Source organism: Vibrio harveyi NBRC 15634 = ATCC 14126 = KCTC 12724 (assembly GCF_001591145.1).
Lineage (GTDB): Bacteria > Pseudomonadota > Gammaproteobacteria > Enterobacterales > Vibrionaceae > Vibrio > Vibrio harveyi.
Window position 1 is genome coordinate 186014 of the sequence record NZ_BCUF01000003.1, and the last position, 16185, is coordinate 202198.

Sequence of the window (16185 nt, forward strand, 5' to 3'; positions counted from 1 at the left end):
GTCTAGGTCGCCTTAGAGAATGCTTTTCGGTGTGTATGGATCGACATAAGAATGCCAAAACCAGCCATCAGTGTCACCATTGAAGTACCACCATAACTGATCAACGGTAAAGGTACGCCTACTACAGGTAGGATGCCACTTACCATGCCGATATTTACAAAAATATACACGAAGAAGCTGAGTACAATACTGCCCGCCATCATTCGACCAAACGCTGTTTGTGCTTGGCTTGCGAGGTAGAGACCTCGACCGATAATAAATAGGTAGATGGCTAATAGGCAAAGGAAGCCAATCATACCCCATTCCTCAGCGATTACTGCAAAGATAAAGTCAGTGTGTCGCTCTGGAAGAAATTCTAATTGAGATTGTGTACCTTGCAGCCAACCTTTGCCTGAAATACCACCAGAGCCGATTGCTATCTTACTTTGGATAATGTGATAGCCGGCACCAAGAGGGTCTGACTCTGGATTAAATAGAGTGCGCACACGTACCTTTTGGTATTCGCGCATCAGGAAGAACCACAAAATAGGAATAAAACCACCCAGAGCAATGGCGGCTGCGGCAATGATTTTCCAACTAATACCCGCAAGGAAGATAACGAAAATACCAGAAGCGGCGATCAGAATTGAAGTACCAAGGTCTGGCTGTTTTGCAATAAGAATGGTTGGTAGGCAAACCATGATTAGTGCAACAATGAGCGTTTTGAACGTCGGAGGAAGTGGTTGACGACCGATGTAGCGCGCCACCATTAAAGGTACGGCAAGCTTAAGGAGCTCTGAGGGCTGGAAACGAACAAAGCCAAGATTGAGCCAGCGTTGGGCGCCTTTGGAGGCTTCACCAAAGAAGAGCACGCCAAACAACAGAATAACGCCACCAACAAACATTAATGGAGCAAGGCTCTCATAGGTTCTGGGCGAGATTTGTGCCAATACGATCATGACAACCAGTGATAGCACCATGCGCATTGCTTGACGATCCATCATCGCCAAACTTTGACCACTGGCACTGTACATGATGACAAGACCAAAGCCCATCAAAGCAAAGATGCCGAGTAACAACGGCAAGTCGATATGGAAGCGTTCAAACAGAGCACGGTTTTTGCCTGTAGAGGGATCCATTTTCATCACTGCGCTACCTCTTTCTTCGCATTGTTTTGTTCTTCATCTGACTCGATTTTTTCAGGACCAAGGATGACACGGTCGAAGATCTTTCTCACAACAGGCGCGCCGTTACTCGAACCACCACCTGCGTTTTCCAGTACCACTGATACGACAACTTTTGGATCATCGAATGGCGCAAAACCGGTAAACAACGCGTGGTCACGTAAGTGTTCTGCGACTTCATCTGCGTTGTACTCTTCGTCTTCTGCAAGACCAAATACCTGAGCGGTCCCTGACTTACCACCAGTTTGGTAATCCATATTATAGAAAGAGCGACGAGCAGTACCTTTTGGACCGTGGTTAACCAAACGCATGCCTTCCTTCGCCATATTCCAGTATTTGTCTGGCACATTTTGGATAGGAGGGTAGGTTTCGTATTCAGAGCTTTCTTGCTCCTCAAAGTCGCCACCGTTGTCGATGGTTGCTTTTAGCAAGTGAGGTGCTGTTACAGCGCCCTCGTTAACCAATACTGAGGTCGCTTTCGCTATCTGCATTGGTGTTGCTGTCCAGTAACCTTGCCCAATACCAACAGGGATAGTGTCGCCCTTGTACCAAGGTGTTTTATGACGAGCCATTTTCCATTCACGAGTTGGCATATTTGCCTTACTTTCTTCGTAAATGTCGATGCCCGTATAATCGCCAAAACCAAACATCATCATCCAATTCGATAGGCGATCAATGCCCATGTCGTAGGCAATTTGGTAGAAGAAGGTATCGACGGATTCTTCAATTGATTTGATGATGTCGACGCGACCATGACCCCAACGTAGCCAGTCACGGAATGGACGAGTATCTGAATTTGGAATTCGCCAGTAACCAGGATCGTTTCGGGTGGTTTTCGGTGTCACAACACCTTCTTCCAGAGCCGCTACAGCAATGAAGGGTTTGATGGTTGAAGCTGGTGGGTAAATGCCAAGCGTTGTGCGGTTCACCAATGGACGGTTTTTATCGTTTAATAGTGCTCGGTATGCTTTACCTGAGATCCCGTGTACGAACGCATTTGGATCGTAGCTTGGGCTAGAAACCATAGCTAATACACCATTGTCTCGAGGGTCGAGCACTACCGCGCTACCACGACGTCCATCTAATAACTGATGCACATAGAGCTGTAGGTTGATATCGAGGTTTAAGACGATGTCTTTACCTGGCACAGGTGGAACGTATTTCAAAGTACGAATGACACGTCCGCGGCTGTTTACTTCCACTTCTTGGTAACCCGCCGTACCGTGCAATAGGTCCTCGTAGTACTTCTCGATACCTAACTTACCGATGTCACGAGTTGCTTGGTAGTTGGCGTCTTTTTCTTCGCGCACTAAGCGCTGCATGTCGCGGTCGTTAATACGAGAAACATAGCCAATCACATGGGTCAGTACTTCGCTGAATGGGTAGTAACGCTTTAGCGTAGCGCTAATCTCAACGCCCGGGAAACGGTATTGATTGACAGAGAAAACAGCAACTTGGTTTTCATCCAATTGAGTCAACAACGGAACTGACTTGAAGCGACGAGTACGCTTACGCTCACGTTGGAAGCGTTCGATTTGCTCTGGTGTGATTTCAAGGATGGTTTGTAGCTCTTTGATGGTGCCGTCAATGTCTTTGATTTTTTCTGGGGTCAGTTCCAGGTTAAAGACGGGGCGGTTTTCAGCGAGCAGAACACCATTGCGGTCGTAGATCAAACCACGGTTTGGTGCAATAGGAACCACTTTAATGCGGTTGTCATTAGAACGGGTTTTATAGTCTTGGAACTGGTTTACCTGAATGTTGTACATGTTGGCAACCAGCAAGCCCATCAAAATTACGATACCTATAAATGCAACAATAGCGCGACTAGAAAATAGACGCGCTTCTGCTTGGTAATCTCGAATTTGACTGCGGCGTTTACGAATCATTAACGCTTGTCTCTACAGCTAAGTAGCGATTATTCGCGGTGGTAAGGGTGGTTAGCAGTAATGCTCCACGCTCGGTATAAACTCTCTGCCATCACGATACGCACAAGTGGGTGTGGTAGTGTCAGTGCTGACAGTGACCAACTTTGATCTGCTGCGGCTTTACAAGCTGGCGCTAAGCCTTCAGGACCACCGATTAGGATCGACACGTCACGACCATCTAGTTTCCATGCTTCTAGCTGTTCTGCTAGCTGTGGGGTATCCCACTTTTTCCCTGGAATATCGAGAGTGACGATACGCGCACCTTTAGGTACCGCAGCCAACATCGCTTCGCCTTCTTTTTGTAAGATGCGTGCGATGTCTGCATTTTTGCCACGTTTACCCGCAGGGATTTCAACCAACTCAAGTGGCATATCATGTGGGAAGCGACGACGGTATTCTTGAAAACCTTCTTCGACCCATTTTGGCATTTTGGTGCCAACGGCAATTAGTTGAATTTTCAAAAGATTAACCCCAGAGTTTTTCTAGTTGGTATAGCTCGCGATGCTCTTCTTGCATCACGTGAAGCATTGCGTCGCCCATGTCTAGGACAACCCATTCACCTTCATTTTCGCCTTCCATACCTAGTGGCTCTAGACCAGCTTTCTTCACTTCAGATGCAACGTGATCAGCGATAGATGAAACGTGACGCTTCGACGTGCCAGTACAAATGATCATGTAATCTGTCACGCTTGATTTGCCTTCAACATTCAGAATAACAATCTCTTCCGCTTTCATGTCGTCGGCTTTATCGGCTAAAAAGTCTTTAAGTTCTTCGCGAAGCACTCGGTTTTCCTCGGTATTTTCTTTTTTGTCTGTGGGCGTTTTAATCTCGTTGAGTTAAAACTGGTCGCGCACTATATCACGCTTTGAAAGCTAAATTGCCAGCTTAATATCAGGAGAGCAGGTTTCTAGGCTCAATTGATGGATAGTTGGCCACACAGATTCATCGTATTGGGTTTTGGCTTTTATCTCAGCATGTGTGAGCAAGGATAAAAGGGCACAAATTCTTGAGGCTGACAGGCGAGTCAGCGCAGCATTATAGAATGGGCGTTTATTTTGCCACACTCGATGCTTTTCAAACACCTGACTCATGCCCATTTGGGTAAGGTCTCGATGCATGTTAAGTAATTGGTTGAACTCTTTCTGTACACTACGGATAAGGATGACTGTCTCTGTGCCTTCGGCTTCAAGCTGGCGCAAAATGCGTTGTGCTCGGTTGGCTTTCCCAGCAAGGAGAGCGTCAATCCAATGGAAAGTCGTAAAGTGGTTGTGTCGGCTCAAGGCTTCTTCAAGACGCACAACCGTCAGTTCGCCATCTGGGTAGAGTAAAGCGAGCTTCTCTAAGCTTTGTGAGAGCGCGAACAAGTTCCCTTCATGCCACTGTGCCAACATTTGCAGTGATTGCTGATCTGCTTTTAGCCCTAATGTGCGGCAACGAGCCTGTACGAAGATCGGCAAACGTTGCAGATCTGGTGTTTGGCAGCTTACCCAATCACCTTTTGCACTCAGCGCTTTAAACCATTTTGCGTTTTCTTGGGCTTTTGTCAGTTTACTGCCCACGATCACCAGCATAATGTCGTCGTGTAGCATTTCACATAGGGTTTGCAGTTCTTTACTAACTGTTGTCGTTACGCCGCTTTCTGGTAGCTCAAGTTCAATTAGTTGGCGACTGGAAAATAGGCTTAGTGCTTGGAAACAATCATATACTTGGTTCCAATCTAAACTAGCGTCAACCGCGAAACGGTGTCTTTCTTCAAAACCTTGCTGGTGCGCCATTGTTTGGATCGCTTGGCGACTTTCTTGAATCAGCAGAGGTTCATTACCAAAAATCAGGTAAACCTGTTTGATGTGTTTCGCTAGATGGTCAGCCAGCTTGTCGGCAAAAATTCGCATTCTGATTAAGAGTTAGTGTTCGTAGAGTTAGTCTTCATCACATCAGGGGTAGGTTGACCTTGTTCGTATTCCGCACGAACTCGACCTAGCTGACGCATCATTTGACTCGCCGCTTGTTGACGCATTTCGTCTTCGATAACGTCACGCTCTACCGACTTCGCCAATGCTGTTAATGGGTTATCAAGGTAGTTGCGGTTTACGGTTGTTTTGAAGTCTTTTGCACCGAAGCCAGGAATGGTCACACGGTATTTCACTACATAAGTAAGTTCTTTCTCTGCCGCACGACTGTTTTGGTACAGCGATAGTGTACGTTCGTCGATAGTCGCTTCGATCAGGTGCAGATTTGGTGTACTTGAAGATGGTTGTACTAAATCTACTTTGTTCAATTCAAGTTGAGCGCGAATATAACGCGTCAATGGGCTGTATTCATCGTAGCTAGTGAAAGACATGGTATGCAGTTCTTCCGGAACCGAGTATTCGCCACGAAGGTGGAAACCACAGGCAGAAAGAAGCCCCGCTAATACCAATACCACTGGTAGTTTAATCAAAGAGAAAAAGCGCATTGATTGTATTCATCCTAAATTGAAGGGGTTATTTACCTTAAACCACTCAGCATGAATGGCTTGAGGTAAATAAACAGGGTAGCGAACTACCCTGTTTAATGACTCTTTACAGGCGAATAAGTTCGCTCTGCTTTGAGTTATTGCTAACTACGTATCGTTTGTCGTGAAAGACTAGTTAGCAACGATGTTCAACAGTTTACCTGGTACGTAAATTACTTTACGGATTGTTAGACCATCTGTGAACTTAGTAACGTTTTCGTCATTTAGACCAAGCTCTTCAACTTGTTCTTTCGTTGCGTCAGCCGCTACAGTCAGTTTCGCACGCAGTTTGCCGTTAACTTGAACAACGATAGTCTTCTCGTCTTCAACAAGTGCTTTCTCGTCGAACGTTGGCCATACAGCATTGTCGATGTCTGCTTCACCTAGCGCAGCCCATAGTTCGTATGAGATGTGCGGAGTGATTGGGTAAAGCATTGCAACAACAGCTTTTAGAGCCTCATCAAGGATTGCACGATCTTGCGCAGATTCTTGAGGCGCTTTCGCTAGCTTGTTCATCAGTTCCATGATTGCAGCGATTGCTGTGTTGAACGTTTGACGACGAGCAATATCATCAGTCACTTTCGCGATAGTTTTGTGAACGTCACGACGAAGAGCTTTTTGGTCACCAGAAAGTGCTGCTGCATCTACTGCTTCTGCTGCACCTTTTGATGTGTGTTCGTTTACTAGTTTCCAAACACGTTTCAGGAAGCGGTTAGCACCTTCTACGCCAGACTCTTGCCACTCAAGTGTCATGTCTGCTGGAGACGCGAACATCATGAATAGACGTACTGTGTCTGCGCCGTACTTGTCTACCATCTCTTGAGGGTCAATACCGTTGTTCTTAGACTTAGACATTTTGATCATGCCTGAGTGTTCAACGTTGCGACCTTCGTTATCCGTTGCAGAAGTGATGCGACCTTTACCGTCACGTTCAACTTTAACGTCAGTTGGTGCAACCCACTCTTTACCGCCTTTCTCGTTCTCGAAGTAGAACGCGTCCGCTAGTACCATGCCTTGACACAGTAGTTGCTTGAACGGCTCGTCAGACGTTACGTAGCCCGCATCACGCAGCAGTTTGTGGAAGAAGCGAGAGTACAGTAGGTGCATACAAGCGTGCTCGATACCACCGATGTACTGGTCTACTGGTAGCCAGTAGTTTGCTTTTTCTGGATCTAGGATGTCATCAGCTTGTGGTGAACAGTAACGAGCGTAGTACCAAGAAGACTCCATGAACGTATCGAATGTATCTGTCTCACGTAGAGCAGGTTCGCCGTTAAAGGTTGTCTTTGCCCACTCTTTGTCTGCTTTAATTGGGCTAGTAACGCCATCCATTACTACGTCTTCTGGAAGAATAACAGGTAGCTGGTCAGCGGGTACTGGGTGAACTTCACCGTCTTCAGTGGTTACCATTGGGATTGGTGCACCCCAGTAACGTTGGCGAGATACACCCCAGTCACGTAGACGGAAGTTAACTGTCTTAGTGCCTTTGCCTTCTGCTTCTAGCTTCGCTGCGATTGCATCGAATGCCGCTTGGAATTCTAGACCGTCGAATTCACCTGAATCGAACAGTACACCTTTCTCAGTGTATGCCGCTTCAGAGATGTCTAGCTCGCTGCCATCAACCGGCTTGATAACAGGCACGATGTCTAGACCGTACTTAGTTGCGAACTCGAAGTCACGTTGGTCGTGTGCAGGTACTGCCATTACAGCGCCTGTACCGTAGTCCATCAGTACGAAGTTTGCTACGTAAACAGGAACTTCACGACCGTTCAATGGGTGAATAGCAGTAAGGCCAGTCGCCATACCTTTCTTCTCCATTGTCGCCAGTTCAGCTTCTGCTACTTTGGTGTTCTTACACTCTTCGATGAACGCAGCAAGTTCTGGGTTGTTCTCAGCCGCGATAGTCGCTAGAGGGTGACCTGCAGCGATACCAACGTAAGTGACGCCCATTAGCGTGTCTGGACGTGTTGTGTAAACTTCTAGGTCTTGTTGACCCTTGACTTCAAACTTGAGCTCAACACCTTCAGAACGGCCGATCCAGTTGCGCTGCATGGTTTTCACCATTTCTGGCCAACCTTCAAGTTTGTCTAGATCGTCCAGCAACTCTTGAGCGTATTCTGTGATCTTAATGAACCACTGAGGAATTTCTTTTTGCTCTACTGGAGTGTCACAACGCCAGCAGCAGCCATCTTCAACCTGCTCGTTCGCAAGAACAGTTTGGTCGTTTGGACACCAGTTAACAGAAGAAGTCTTTTTGTAAACCAGCCCTTTCTCGTAAAGCTTAGTGAAGAACTCTTGTTCCCAACGGTAGTACTCAGGTGTACATGTTGCGAATTCACGGTTCCAATCGTAACCAAAGCCAAGAAGCTTAAGTTGGTTCTTCATGTATTCGATGTTTTCGTAAGTCCATGGTGCAGGTGCAGTGTTGTTTTTCACTGCCGCGTTTTCTGCAGGTAGACCAAATGCATCCCAACCGATTGGTTGCATTACGTTTTTGCCTTGTAGGCGTTGGAAACGAGATACTACGTCACCGATGGTGTAGTTGCGCACGTGACCCATGTGCAGTCGACCACTTGGGTATGGGAACATGGATAGACAGTAGAATTTTTCTTTATTTGGGTCTTCACTTACAACAAAGGTCTTGTTGTCATCCCAGTGCTTTTGAACTTTCTGTTCAAGGTCTTGTGGATTGTATTGTTCTTGCATCGATGGTATCCGGTTATCTTGGAATTTGTGAGTTCGGTTAGAACAGACTTAAATAGATCGTCATAGAATACCTAAAGCTAGGGATCACAACAATAGCCAATCTGTACCCATACGCCTTGAAATGGTGCTTGGTAGTAGAAAGATGGAGGTCAGTTATGCCTAAACGTAAAGCAGGTTATGAGGAAATGCTCGAGGATGTGATTGAAACCTTGAAGCACAGTCCGGATGAAGTTAACAAAGTATTCGAAACGTCGGGCAAAGTGGTGGATGCTGCCAACGACATGACCAAAGACGAACTCTCACTGATATCAGCTTATGTCAAAGCCGATTTAAAAGAGTTTTCTGATAGCTATGAAGAAGGTAAGAGTGGACCCTTCTATCTCACAATTGCCGATTCCGTTTGGCAAGGTTTGCTCGAAATTACAGACCGAACCAAAGTGGAGTGGGTTGAACTGTTTGATGACTTAGAACATCAAGGTCTTTATGAGGCGGGAGAGGTGATTGGACTTGGCACATTGGTCTGCGATGAATGTGGTCATAAGACGACATATAACCACCCAACTGTGATCATTCCATGCATTAAGTGCAATCATACTGGCTTTAGTCGTCAGTCTCTCAAGCCATAAGAACAGCTTTAACAAACGTAAAAAAAGAGGCCTAAGAGCCTCTTTTTCACTTATGACTTTTTCTTCCTTGATAACCACCAAGCCAACATCAAACTTAATCCAGCCCAAATATACAGAGGCCAAGTGCCGACGATGCGATACGGAGTTTGACCATCGGTAGGAACAAGTTCTGCGCGAAGCACTGCGGTTTCAAATTGAGGGATTTGTTCAATCACCTTACCTTTATGGTCGGTCACTGCGGTTACGCCATTGTTGGTCGAACGAATAAGTGGCTTACCCAGCTCTAGAGCACGCATTCGAGCGATTTCCATGTGCTGTAGTGGACCAATTGAATGACCGAACCAAGCGTCGTTAGAAAGCGTTAGAATGAAATCAGTATCGTCGGTCACGTTCTGACGAACTTGTTCGCTAAAGATGATTTCATAACACAGTGCAGGATCCATGTGCTTTCCATTCGCCACGATGTTTGGCTGAATGAAATCGCCACGGCTGAAGGAAGACATTGGCAAGTTGAAGAATGGTGCAAGTGGGCGCAATACGTCTTCAAACGGCACGAACTCACCAAACGGAAGTAAGTGGTGCTTGTGGTAGCGCTTGTCCATATCAAAGCTGTAATCACCGTATGGATTTACACCCAGCGATAAAATGCTGTTGTAGAATTGACCGTCTTTTCCTTGGTTTACCACACCCGTAATAATGGCGCTGTTGTTCATTTTCGCCGCAGTATCGATGTTTCTCAAGAACGACGGGACTTCAATTTCAAATGCAGGAATGGCAGCCTCTGGCCATACGATGATGTCAGCATCCCAGTTCTCACGAGTGAGGTCTGCGTATTTCATGATGGTTGGCCAGCGTTGGCTCGGTAGCCATTTTAGGTTCTGGTCAACGTTACCTTGGATCAGCGCTACTTTGGTTGTGTCTTCAATGCGAGGAGTTACCCAATCGTATTGGCGAATACCAAAGCCTGCACTTAACAGTACCGCAGGGATGATGATCATTAACCATTGCTTGTGAATCCAAGCATACGCCAATGCACCAGCACTGATCATGATGAACAGTGTTAGTAGTTCTACACCACCGATGGGTGCAAAGCTGGCAAATGGTGCGTCAATTTGACTATAGCCAAGCCATAGCCAAGGGAAACCTGTCATAACCCAGCCACGCAGCCAGTCGGTCACTAGCCATAACGCAGGAGCAGCAAGCAATGCTTTGCTTAGGGTAAATTCAGGGAAAAACTTGTTAGTGAGCCACGCAAATAAACCGGTGTATATGGATAGGTAGGCGATTAACAAGCCCATGAGGAATAGGTTTGCAATCAGCGGCATGCCGCCAAAGCCTGCAATGCTAACGTAAACCCAGCTTACTCCTGTCGCAAATTGCCCTAAACCCCATGAATAACCGATCCAAAGCGCACGCCTAGGTGATTGGTCTGCAAGAAGAATAAGTAGGATAGCAGGGCTAAGTATGGCAAGCGGCCATAGCTGATAAGGAGCAAATGCTAGGGTAGTGGAGGCGCCAACAAAAGCGGCCACTAAGGGCCGCTTGAGGCGATGAAAGAGTACATTCATCATTTTATTTTTCTGATATTCCCGATGTTAGGGTATCGCGTTACTCTTGAGTGGCTTCAACCAGCTTTTCTTCGTCTGGAATCGTCACTTGAAGTTGAATGACACGACGGTTGTCGGCTGCCGTTACTTTGAAGCTGTATGCTTCAATATCCACGACTTCGCCACGCGATGGTAGGTGACCAAAAGCAGTCATTACCATGCCGCCAACGGTATCCACTTCTTCATCACTGAAGTTGGTACCGAATGTCTCATTAAACTCTTCAATGGTTGTCAGAGCTCTGACAGCAAACGTGTGTTTGCTCAGCTTACGGATATCGGTTTCTTCATCATCATCGAACTCATCTTCAATATCCCCTACGATTTCTTCAAGGATATCTTCGATAGTTACAAGACCAGAAACACCGCCGAATTCATCGACAACAATCGCCATGTGATAACGTTCTTCACGGAATTCTTTTAGCAGGCGGTCTACACGTTTACTTTCCGGTACTACGACTGCTGGTCGAATCACTTCTTCGATATCAAATGGGTTACTGCCTGAGCCCAAGTATTTGAGTAAGTCCTTCGCTAGTAGAATGCCTTCCACATGGTCTTTATCTTCGCTGATCACAGGGTAGCGAGAGTGTTGAGCATCAGTGATCAGTGCGATCAAAGTATCAAGATCGTCTGTGCGCTCAACAGTAACCATTTGCGAACGCGGGATCATGATGTCACGCACGCGCATTTCGGAGATTTCCATTACACCTTCAAGCATGTCGCGGGTGTCGTGGTCAATCAGGTCATTGATTTCAGAGTCGCGGATCACATCCACAAGCTCTTGGCGGTCTTTTGGTTCGCCTTGAAATAGTTGACCTAGACGTTCAAAGAAGGACTTTCTACTCGGACCTTCTGCCTTTTCTTTCTTGCCTTCATTAGAAGAGGGAGAATTATCTTCGTTCATTGTTTCTCAATTAAGTAACGCTATCAGATGTGTGATAGCTCACATAGAAAGACGAGTACGAGATGGTTATCTGGGTAGTTCGCCTTTCCCTGTCGAGCAACCAAAGCTACTCTTTTTCAGCAATATATGGGTCTTCATAACCCATACCTTGCATGATTTCTGTCTCGAGGGATTCCATCTCTTCAGCTTCATCATCCTCGATATGGTCATAACCTAGCAGATGCAAGCTGCCATGTACAACCATATGCGCCCAATGTGCTAGTAGAGGCTTGTTCTGCTCTACTGCCTCTTTTTCAACGACTTGGCGACAGATTATTAAATCGCCCAGTAGGTCCATTTCCATACCCGGTGGTACTTCGAATGGGAAAGATAGCACGTTGGTCGGCTTGTCTTTACCACGGTATTCGTGGTTTAGCTCGTGACTTTCTTGCTCGTCGACAATACGAATCGTCAGTTCCGCTTGTGGTTGGAAAAGAGGAATGGTCTTATCTAGCCACAATTGGAAATCTTGCTCAGAAGGTAAGCCTTCTTCATTTTCGACTGCCAGTTGCAAATCAAGTTCAATTGCCATGGTTATTCCTTAGTTGCCGCGACTTGTGCGCTCAGTTCTGCTTTTGCTGCTTCTAGCAATTTGGCATCACGCTCTTCACGACGGCGTTTTTCGAACTCTTTACGTTCTTTCTGGTCTTGCGCTTCCCACTTCTCATAAGCGTTAACGATACGAGCAACCACTGGGTGGCGCACTACGTCGTCAGCTTGGAAGAAGTTAAAGCTGATGTCGTCAACTTCGCTCAGTACCTCAATGGCATGACGAAGACCTGATTTCGCGCCGCGAGGTAAGTCAATCTGTGTGACGTCACCAGTGATAACCGCACGAGAGTTGAAGCCAATTCGCGTTAGGAACATCTTCATCTGCTCGACGGTGGTGTTTTGGCTCTCATCAAGAATGATGAAGGCGTCGTTTAGAGTACGACCACGCATGTAAGCAAGAGGTGCTACCTCAATCACGTTACGTTCAATCAGCTTTTCTACGCGCTCAAAGCCCAGCATTTCAAATAGGGCATCGTAGAGAGGGCGTAGGTATGGGTCGACTTTCTGGCTCAAATCACCAGGTAGGAAGCCCAGTTTCTCGCCCGCTTCAACCGCTGGACGAGTAAGTAAAATACGGCGGATCTCTTGGCGCTCTAGTGCGTCGACGGCTGCTGCAACCGCGAGGTAAGTTTTACCTGTACCAGCAGGGCCGATACCGAAAGTGATATCATGCGTCACCATGTTCATCAGGTATTGACCCTGATTTGGTGTACGAGGCTTGATCACGCCTTTTTTCGTTTTAACGAAGACTTCTTTACCGTGTTCGAAATGTGACTCGGTGTTTTGCTCCAGTACACCTGATTCTTTGATTGCCAGATGGATCTGCTCTGGTTCGATATCAGGCGTTTCGCCGCGGACAGGAGCGGTGTCTACGTAAAGGGTTTTCAGGATATCCAGCGCAGCAGCTGCGGTATGAGGTTTACCGACAATGGTGAAAAGGTCGCTACGGTGGTTAATTTCGACGCCTAGACGACGTTCTAAATGCTTGATGTTGTCATCGAATGGACCGCACAGGCTTGCTAGTCGGCGGTTGTCTGAAGGTTCTAGATTGATTTCTAGCGTTACGATTTTATTGCTCAATGTTGCCTCTCATTTTATGCCACTTAACGAGAGCCTGATAACGACCAGGCTCTCAATGGCTATTTGTACGAGCTTATGGCGTAAAAGTAGCTACACCTAGCTCATCTTCGCGACGTGTTTTCGCCATCATTTGCGTTGGTGAAATCACACTACGAAGGTCCATGTCTTTTTCTGTACGTACTAGCTCACCACGTAGCGAGTTAGCAAATACATCCGTAATCTTCACGTCAACGAATTGACCAATTAGGTCTGCGCTACCTTCAAAGTTTACTACACGGTTGTTTTCTGTACGAGCGCGTAGCTCCATTAGGTTCTTCTTAGAAGGACCTTCAACCAGAACGCGTTGCTCAGTGCCTAGCATTAGACGAGAGTAGCGCATTGCTTGTGCATTTACGGTTTGTTGTAGCTCGTATAGACGCTCTTTCTTCACTTGCTCTGATAGGTCACAAGGGTAGTCTGCCGCTGGCGTACCTGGACGTGGAGAGAAGATGAAGCTGAAGCTCATGTCAAAGTCTACGTCTTTGATTAGCTTCATTGTGTCTTGGAAATCTTTGTCTGTTTCACCAGGGAAACCAACGATAAAGTCTGAACTGATTTGGATATCAGGACGTGCTTTACGCAGTTTACGGATGATCGATTTGTACTCAATCCCAGTGTGAGGACGTTTCATCATAGTCAGCACTCGGTCACTACCACTTTGTACCGGTAGGTGAAGGAAGCTTACTAGCTCAGGTGTGTCTTCGTATACTGCGATGATGTCATCAGTAAACTCTAATGGGTGGCTTGTTGTAAAGCGGATACGATCAATACCATCGATAGACGCAACCAAACGAAGCAGTTCTGCAAATGAACAGATCTCACCGTCGTGCATAGGACCACGGTACGCGTTTACGTTTTGACCTAGTAGGTTTACTTCACGTACGCCTTGATCTGCTAGTTGGGCGATTTCGAACAGTACGTCATCCATTGGACGGCTTACTTCTTCACCACGAGTGTACGGTACTACACAGTAAGTACAGTACTTAGAACAGCCTTCCATAATAGAAACGAATGCCGTTGCACCTTCAGCACGAGGCTCTGGTAGACGGTCAAACTTTTCGATTTCTGGGAATGAAATGTCCATTACTGGTGCTTCATCCGATTGAGATTGTTTAATCATCTCAGGAAGACGGTGAAGAGTTTGTGGACCAAAAATTACGTCAACGTATGGAGCACGCTGACGGATGTGATCCCCTTCTTGAGTTGCTACACAACCACCTACGCCGATAACTACGCCAGGTTTTTTATCTTTTAGTGTCTTCCAACGACCAAGCTGGTGGAAAACTTTCTCTTGCGCTTTTTCACGGATCGAACAGGTGTTAAGTAGAAGTACGTCTGCTTCCTCTGGCTCTTCGGTCAGCTCATAGCCGTTTGCAGCATTAAGCAGGTCGGCCATTTTTGATGAATCGTATTCGTTCATCTGGCAGCCCCAGGTTTTAATTAGCAGTTTCTTACTCATCTCACTTTCGCTCGTTCAGTTGTACTTAAATCGGAGAGCTATTGCTCAAATTATAGCCGCCATCTCGGCGGTAAGCGGCGTATTGTACTGCTTTAAAAAGCACCTGACTAGTGATCTGACGAATTCTCTGCAAACCCTGATGAAATCTAGTTTTTTGCCCTATATACAGCAAGGTTTTTTGTTAAACAATTTTGTAAAAATAGCCATGGAACGTACAATTAAAAAACGCCAATTAATCAATATGATGAAGAGCAAAAAATGAACAAGTATGACATCGCCGTAATCGGTGGCGGCATGGTCGGGGCAGCGGTGGCTGTTGGGTTTGCCAAGCAAGGCAGAAGCGTTGTAATGGTAGAAGGCGCAGAGCCAAAGGCGTTTGAGTCTTCTCAAGCGTTGGATATTCGCGTTTCCGCGATTTCTCATCAGTCGGTGAAGCTACTTGATTCATTAGGTGCATGGTCCGCGATTGAAAGCATGCGTGCGTGCCCTTATCGTCGTTTGGAAACGTGGGAACATCCTGAGTGCCGTACTCGTTTTCACTCTGATGAACTGTCATTGGAGCAGTTAGGATACATTGTTGAAAACCGCCTAATCCAACTGGGGCTTTGGCAAACTTTCGCACAATACGACAACTTAACGGTGATGTGCCCAGAGCGATTGAAAGATATTCAATTTGCCGAAGTAAACTGTGTAACGCTAGAAAGCGGCGAGCAGTTTGAAGCTAATTGGGTGATTGGCGCTGATGGCGCGAACTCGAAAGTTCGTCAATTGGCGGGTATTGGCGTAACCGCATGGGATTACCGTCAACACTGCATGTTGATCAACGTAAAAACCGAACTTCCTCAACAAGACATCACTTGGCAGCAATTTACTCCCTCAGGTCCACGTTCGTTCTTGCCGTTATGCTCACTAACTGAGGATGGTAAAGAAGTCGGGCAGGGGTCGCTGGTGTGGTATGACTCGCCAAAACGCATTAAACAATTGTGTGCGATGACGAAACCTCAGTTAAAAGAGGAGATCCTACGTCATTTCCCTGCTGAGTTAGGCGATATTGAAGTTTTACAATTTGGCTCATTCCCACTCACTCGTCGCCATGCCCAAAGCTATTCAAACAAGAATTGCGTGTTAATGGGGGATTCTGCTCATACAATCAACCCACTTGCTGGGCAAGGTGTGAATCTCGGCTTCAAAGATGTTGATGTTCTGCTTTCGGTTACCAATCAGCAAGAGCAACTTAATGATGCTTTGCTCGCCAAGTATGAGCGCGCTCGTCGACCAGATAACTTGTTAATGCAAACGGGCATGGATGTGTTCTACAAAGGCTTTAGTAATGATTTAGGTCCATTGAAGTTCGCTCGTAATGCAGCATTGAAGCTGGCGGAAAACTCAGGACCGATCAAAGCGCAAGTATTGAAGTATGCGCTAGGTATGTAAAAGACTTCTGAGCACATAGAAAGCGGTCGATAGGAAAGCAATAGATAGAAAAAAAGCGAGCCATGAGCTCGCTTTTTTAATTCGATAAATCAGAGATCTACCGAGTCCAGAATCAGAAAAAAGAAAAAACCCAGCAAACTAATGCTGGGTTTCTTAAGA

General features: G+C 46.4%; 14 protein-coding genes. 2 read left to right on the top strand and 12 right to left on the bottom strand.

Translation table 11 applies throughout. The features are described from left to right. Positions 1 to 2: 2 nt before the first annotated feature. From rodA to leuS, 7 genes are all read right to left on the bottom strand, one after another. The gene (gene rodA / locus VHA02S_RS02935; protein WP_005447521.1) at positions 3 to 1124 is read right to left on the bottom strand and encodes a rod shape-determining protein RodA; all 1122 of its coding nucleotides are present in this window, start codon (positions 1122 to 1124) and stop codon (positions 3 to 5) included. After that, the gene (gene mrdA / locus VHA02S_RS02940) at positions 1124 to 3049 is read right to left on the bottom strand and encodes a penicillin-binding protein 2 (protein ID WP_005447519.1); all 1926 of its coding nucleotides are present in this window, start codon (positions 3047 to 3049) and stop codon (positions 1124 to 1126) included. Before mrdA ends, rodA begins: the two co-directional genes overlap by 1 nt. Before the next feature lie 29 nt (positions 3050 to 3078). Beyond that, positions 3079 to 3549, bottom strand: a complete 471-nt coding sequence (gene rlmH / locus VHA02S_RS02945; protein ID WP_005447517.1) for a 23S rRNA (pseudouridine(1915)-N(3))-methyltransferase RlmH — start codon at positions 3547 to 3549, stop codon at positions 3079 to 3081. A gap of 4 nt (positions 3550 to 3553) precedes the next feature. Then, positions 3554 to 3871: a ribosome silencing factor gene (rsfS, locus tag VHA02S_RS02950; RefSeq protein ID WP_009697738.1), complete on the bottom strand. Its 318-nt coding sequence runs from the start codon at positions 3869 to 3871 to the stop codon at positions 3554 to 3556. Positions 3872 to 3961: 90 nt separating this feature from the next. Beyond that, positions 3962 to 4981, bottom strand: coding sequence for a DNA polymerase III subunit delta (gene holA / locus VHA02S_RS02955; protein WP_038898529.1), 1020 nt, complete (start codon positions 4979 to 4981; stop codon positions 3962 to 3964). A gap of 5 nt (positions 4982 to 4986) precedes the next feature. Beyond that, on the bottom strand, positions 4987 to 5544 hold the full coding sequence (locus VHA02S_RS02960) for an LPS-assembly lipoprotein LptE (RefSeq protein WP_009697740.1): 558 nt from the start codon (positions 5542 to 5544) through the stop codon (positions 4987 to 4989). Positions 5545 to 5715: 171 nt separating this feature from the next. Beyond that, a complete protein-coding gene (leuS, locus tag VHA02S_RS02965) occupies positions 5716 to 8289 on the bottom strand; it encodes a leucine--tRNA ligase (RefSeq protein WP_009697741.1) in 2574 nt (857 codons plus the stop codon). A gap of 155 nt (positions 8290 to 8444) precedes the next feature. On the opposite strand from leuS, the gene VHA02S_RS02970 reads away from it, so the two are divergent. Continuing rightward, complete coding sequence (locus VHA02S_RS02970; RefSeq protein ID WP_005447499.1) at positions 8445 to 8915, top strand: zinc ribbon-containing protein; 471 nt, start codon at positions 8445 to 8447, stop codon at positions 8913 to 8915. Positions 8916 to 8965: 50 nt separating this feature from the next. On the opposite strand, the gene lnt is transcribed toward VHA02S_RS02970, so the two are convergent. The 5 genes from lnt to miaB form a co-directional block, all read right to left on the bottom strand. After that, positions 8966 to 10486 carry an apolipoprotein N-acyltransferase gene (lnt, locus tag VHA02S_RS02975; RefSeq protein WP_017818929.1) on the bottom strand — a complete coding sequence of 507 codons (1521 nt, stop codon included), beginning with the start codon at positions 10484 to 10486 and terminating at the stop codon, positions 8966 to 8968. A gap of 37 nt (positions 10487 to 10523) precedes the next feature. After that, positions 10524 to 11423: a CNNM family magnesium/cobalt transport protein CorC gene (corC, locus tag VHA02S_RS02980; protein WP_005425551.1), complete on the bottom strand. Its 900-nt coding sequence runs from the start codon at positions 11421 to 11423 to the stop codon at positions 10524 to 10526. 106 nt (positions 11424 to 11529) lie between these two features. Further along, a complete protein-coding gene (ybeY, locus tag VHA02S_RS02985; RefSeq protein WP_005425552.1) occupies positions 11530 to 11994 on the bottom strand; it encodes an rRNA maturation RNase YbeY in 465 nt (154 codons plus the stop codon). A 2-nt stretch (positions 11995 to 11996) separates the two neighbouring features. Further along, on the bottom strand, positions 11997 to 13094 hold the full coding sequence (locus VHA02S_RS02990; protein ID WP_005447495.1) for a PhoH family protein: 1098 nt from the start codon (positions 13092 to 13094) through the stop codon (positions 11997 to 11999). Between the two features lie 73 nt (positions 13095 to 13167). Continuing rightward, complete coding sequence (gene miaB / locus VHA02S_RS02995; RefSeq protein WP_005438595.1) at positions 13168 to 14592, bottom strand: tRNA (N6-isopentenyl adenosine(37)-C2)-methylthiotransferase MiaB; 1425 nt, start codon at positions 14590 to 14592, stop codon at positions 13168 to 13170. Between the two features lie 258 nt (positions 14593 to 14850). Between miaB and VHA02S_RS03000 the strand changes: the two genes are divergently transcribed. Further along, positions 14851 to 16026 (top strand): 2-octaprenyl-3-methyl-6-methoxy-1,4-benzoquinol hydroxylase, encoded by a 1176-nt coding sequence (locus tag VHA02S_RS03000; protein WP_038898531.1) that lies wholly within the window; start codon positions 14851 to 14853, stop codon positions 16024 to 16026. Positions 16027 to 16185 lie beyond the last annotated feature (159 nt).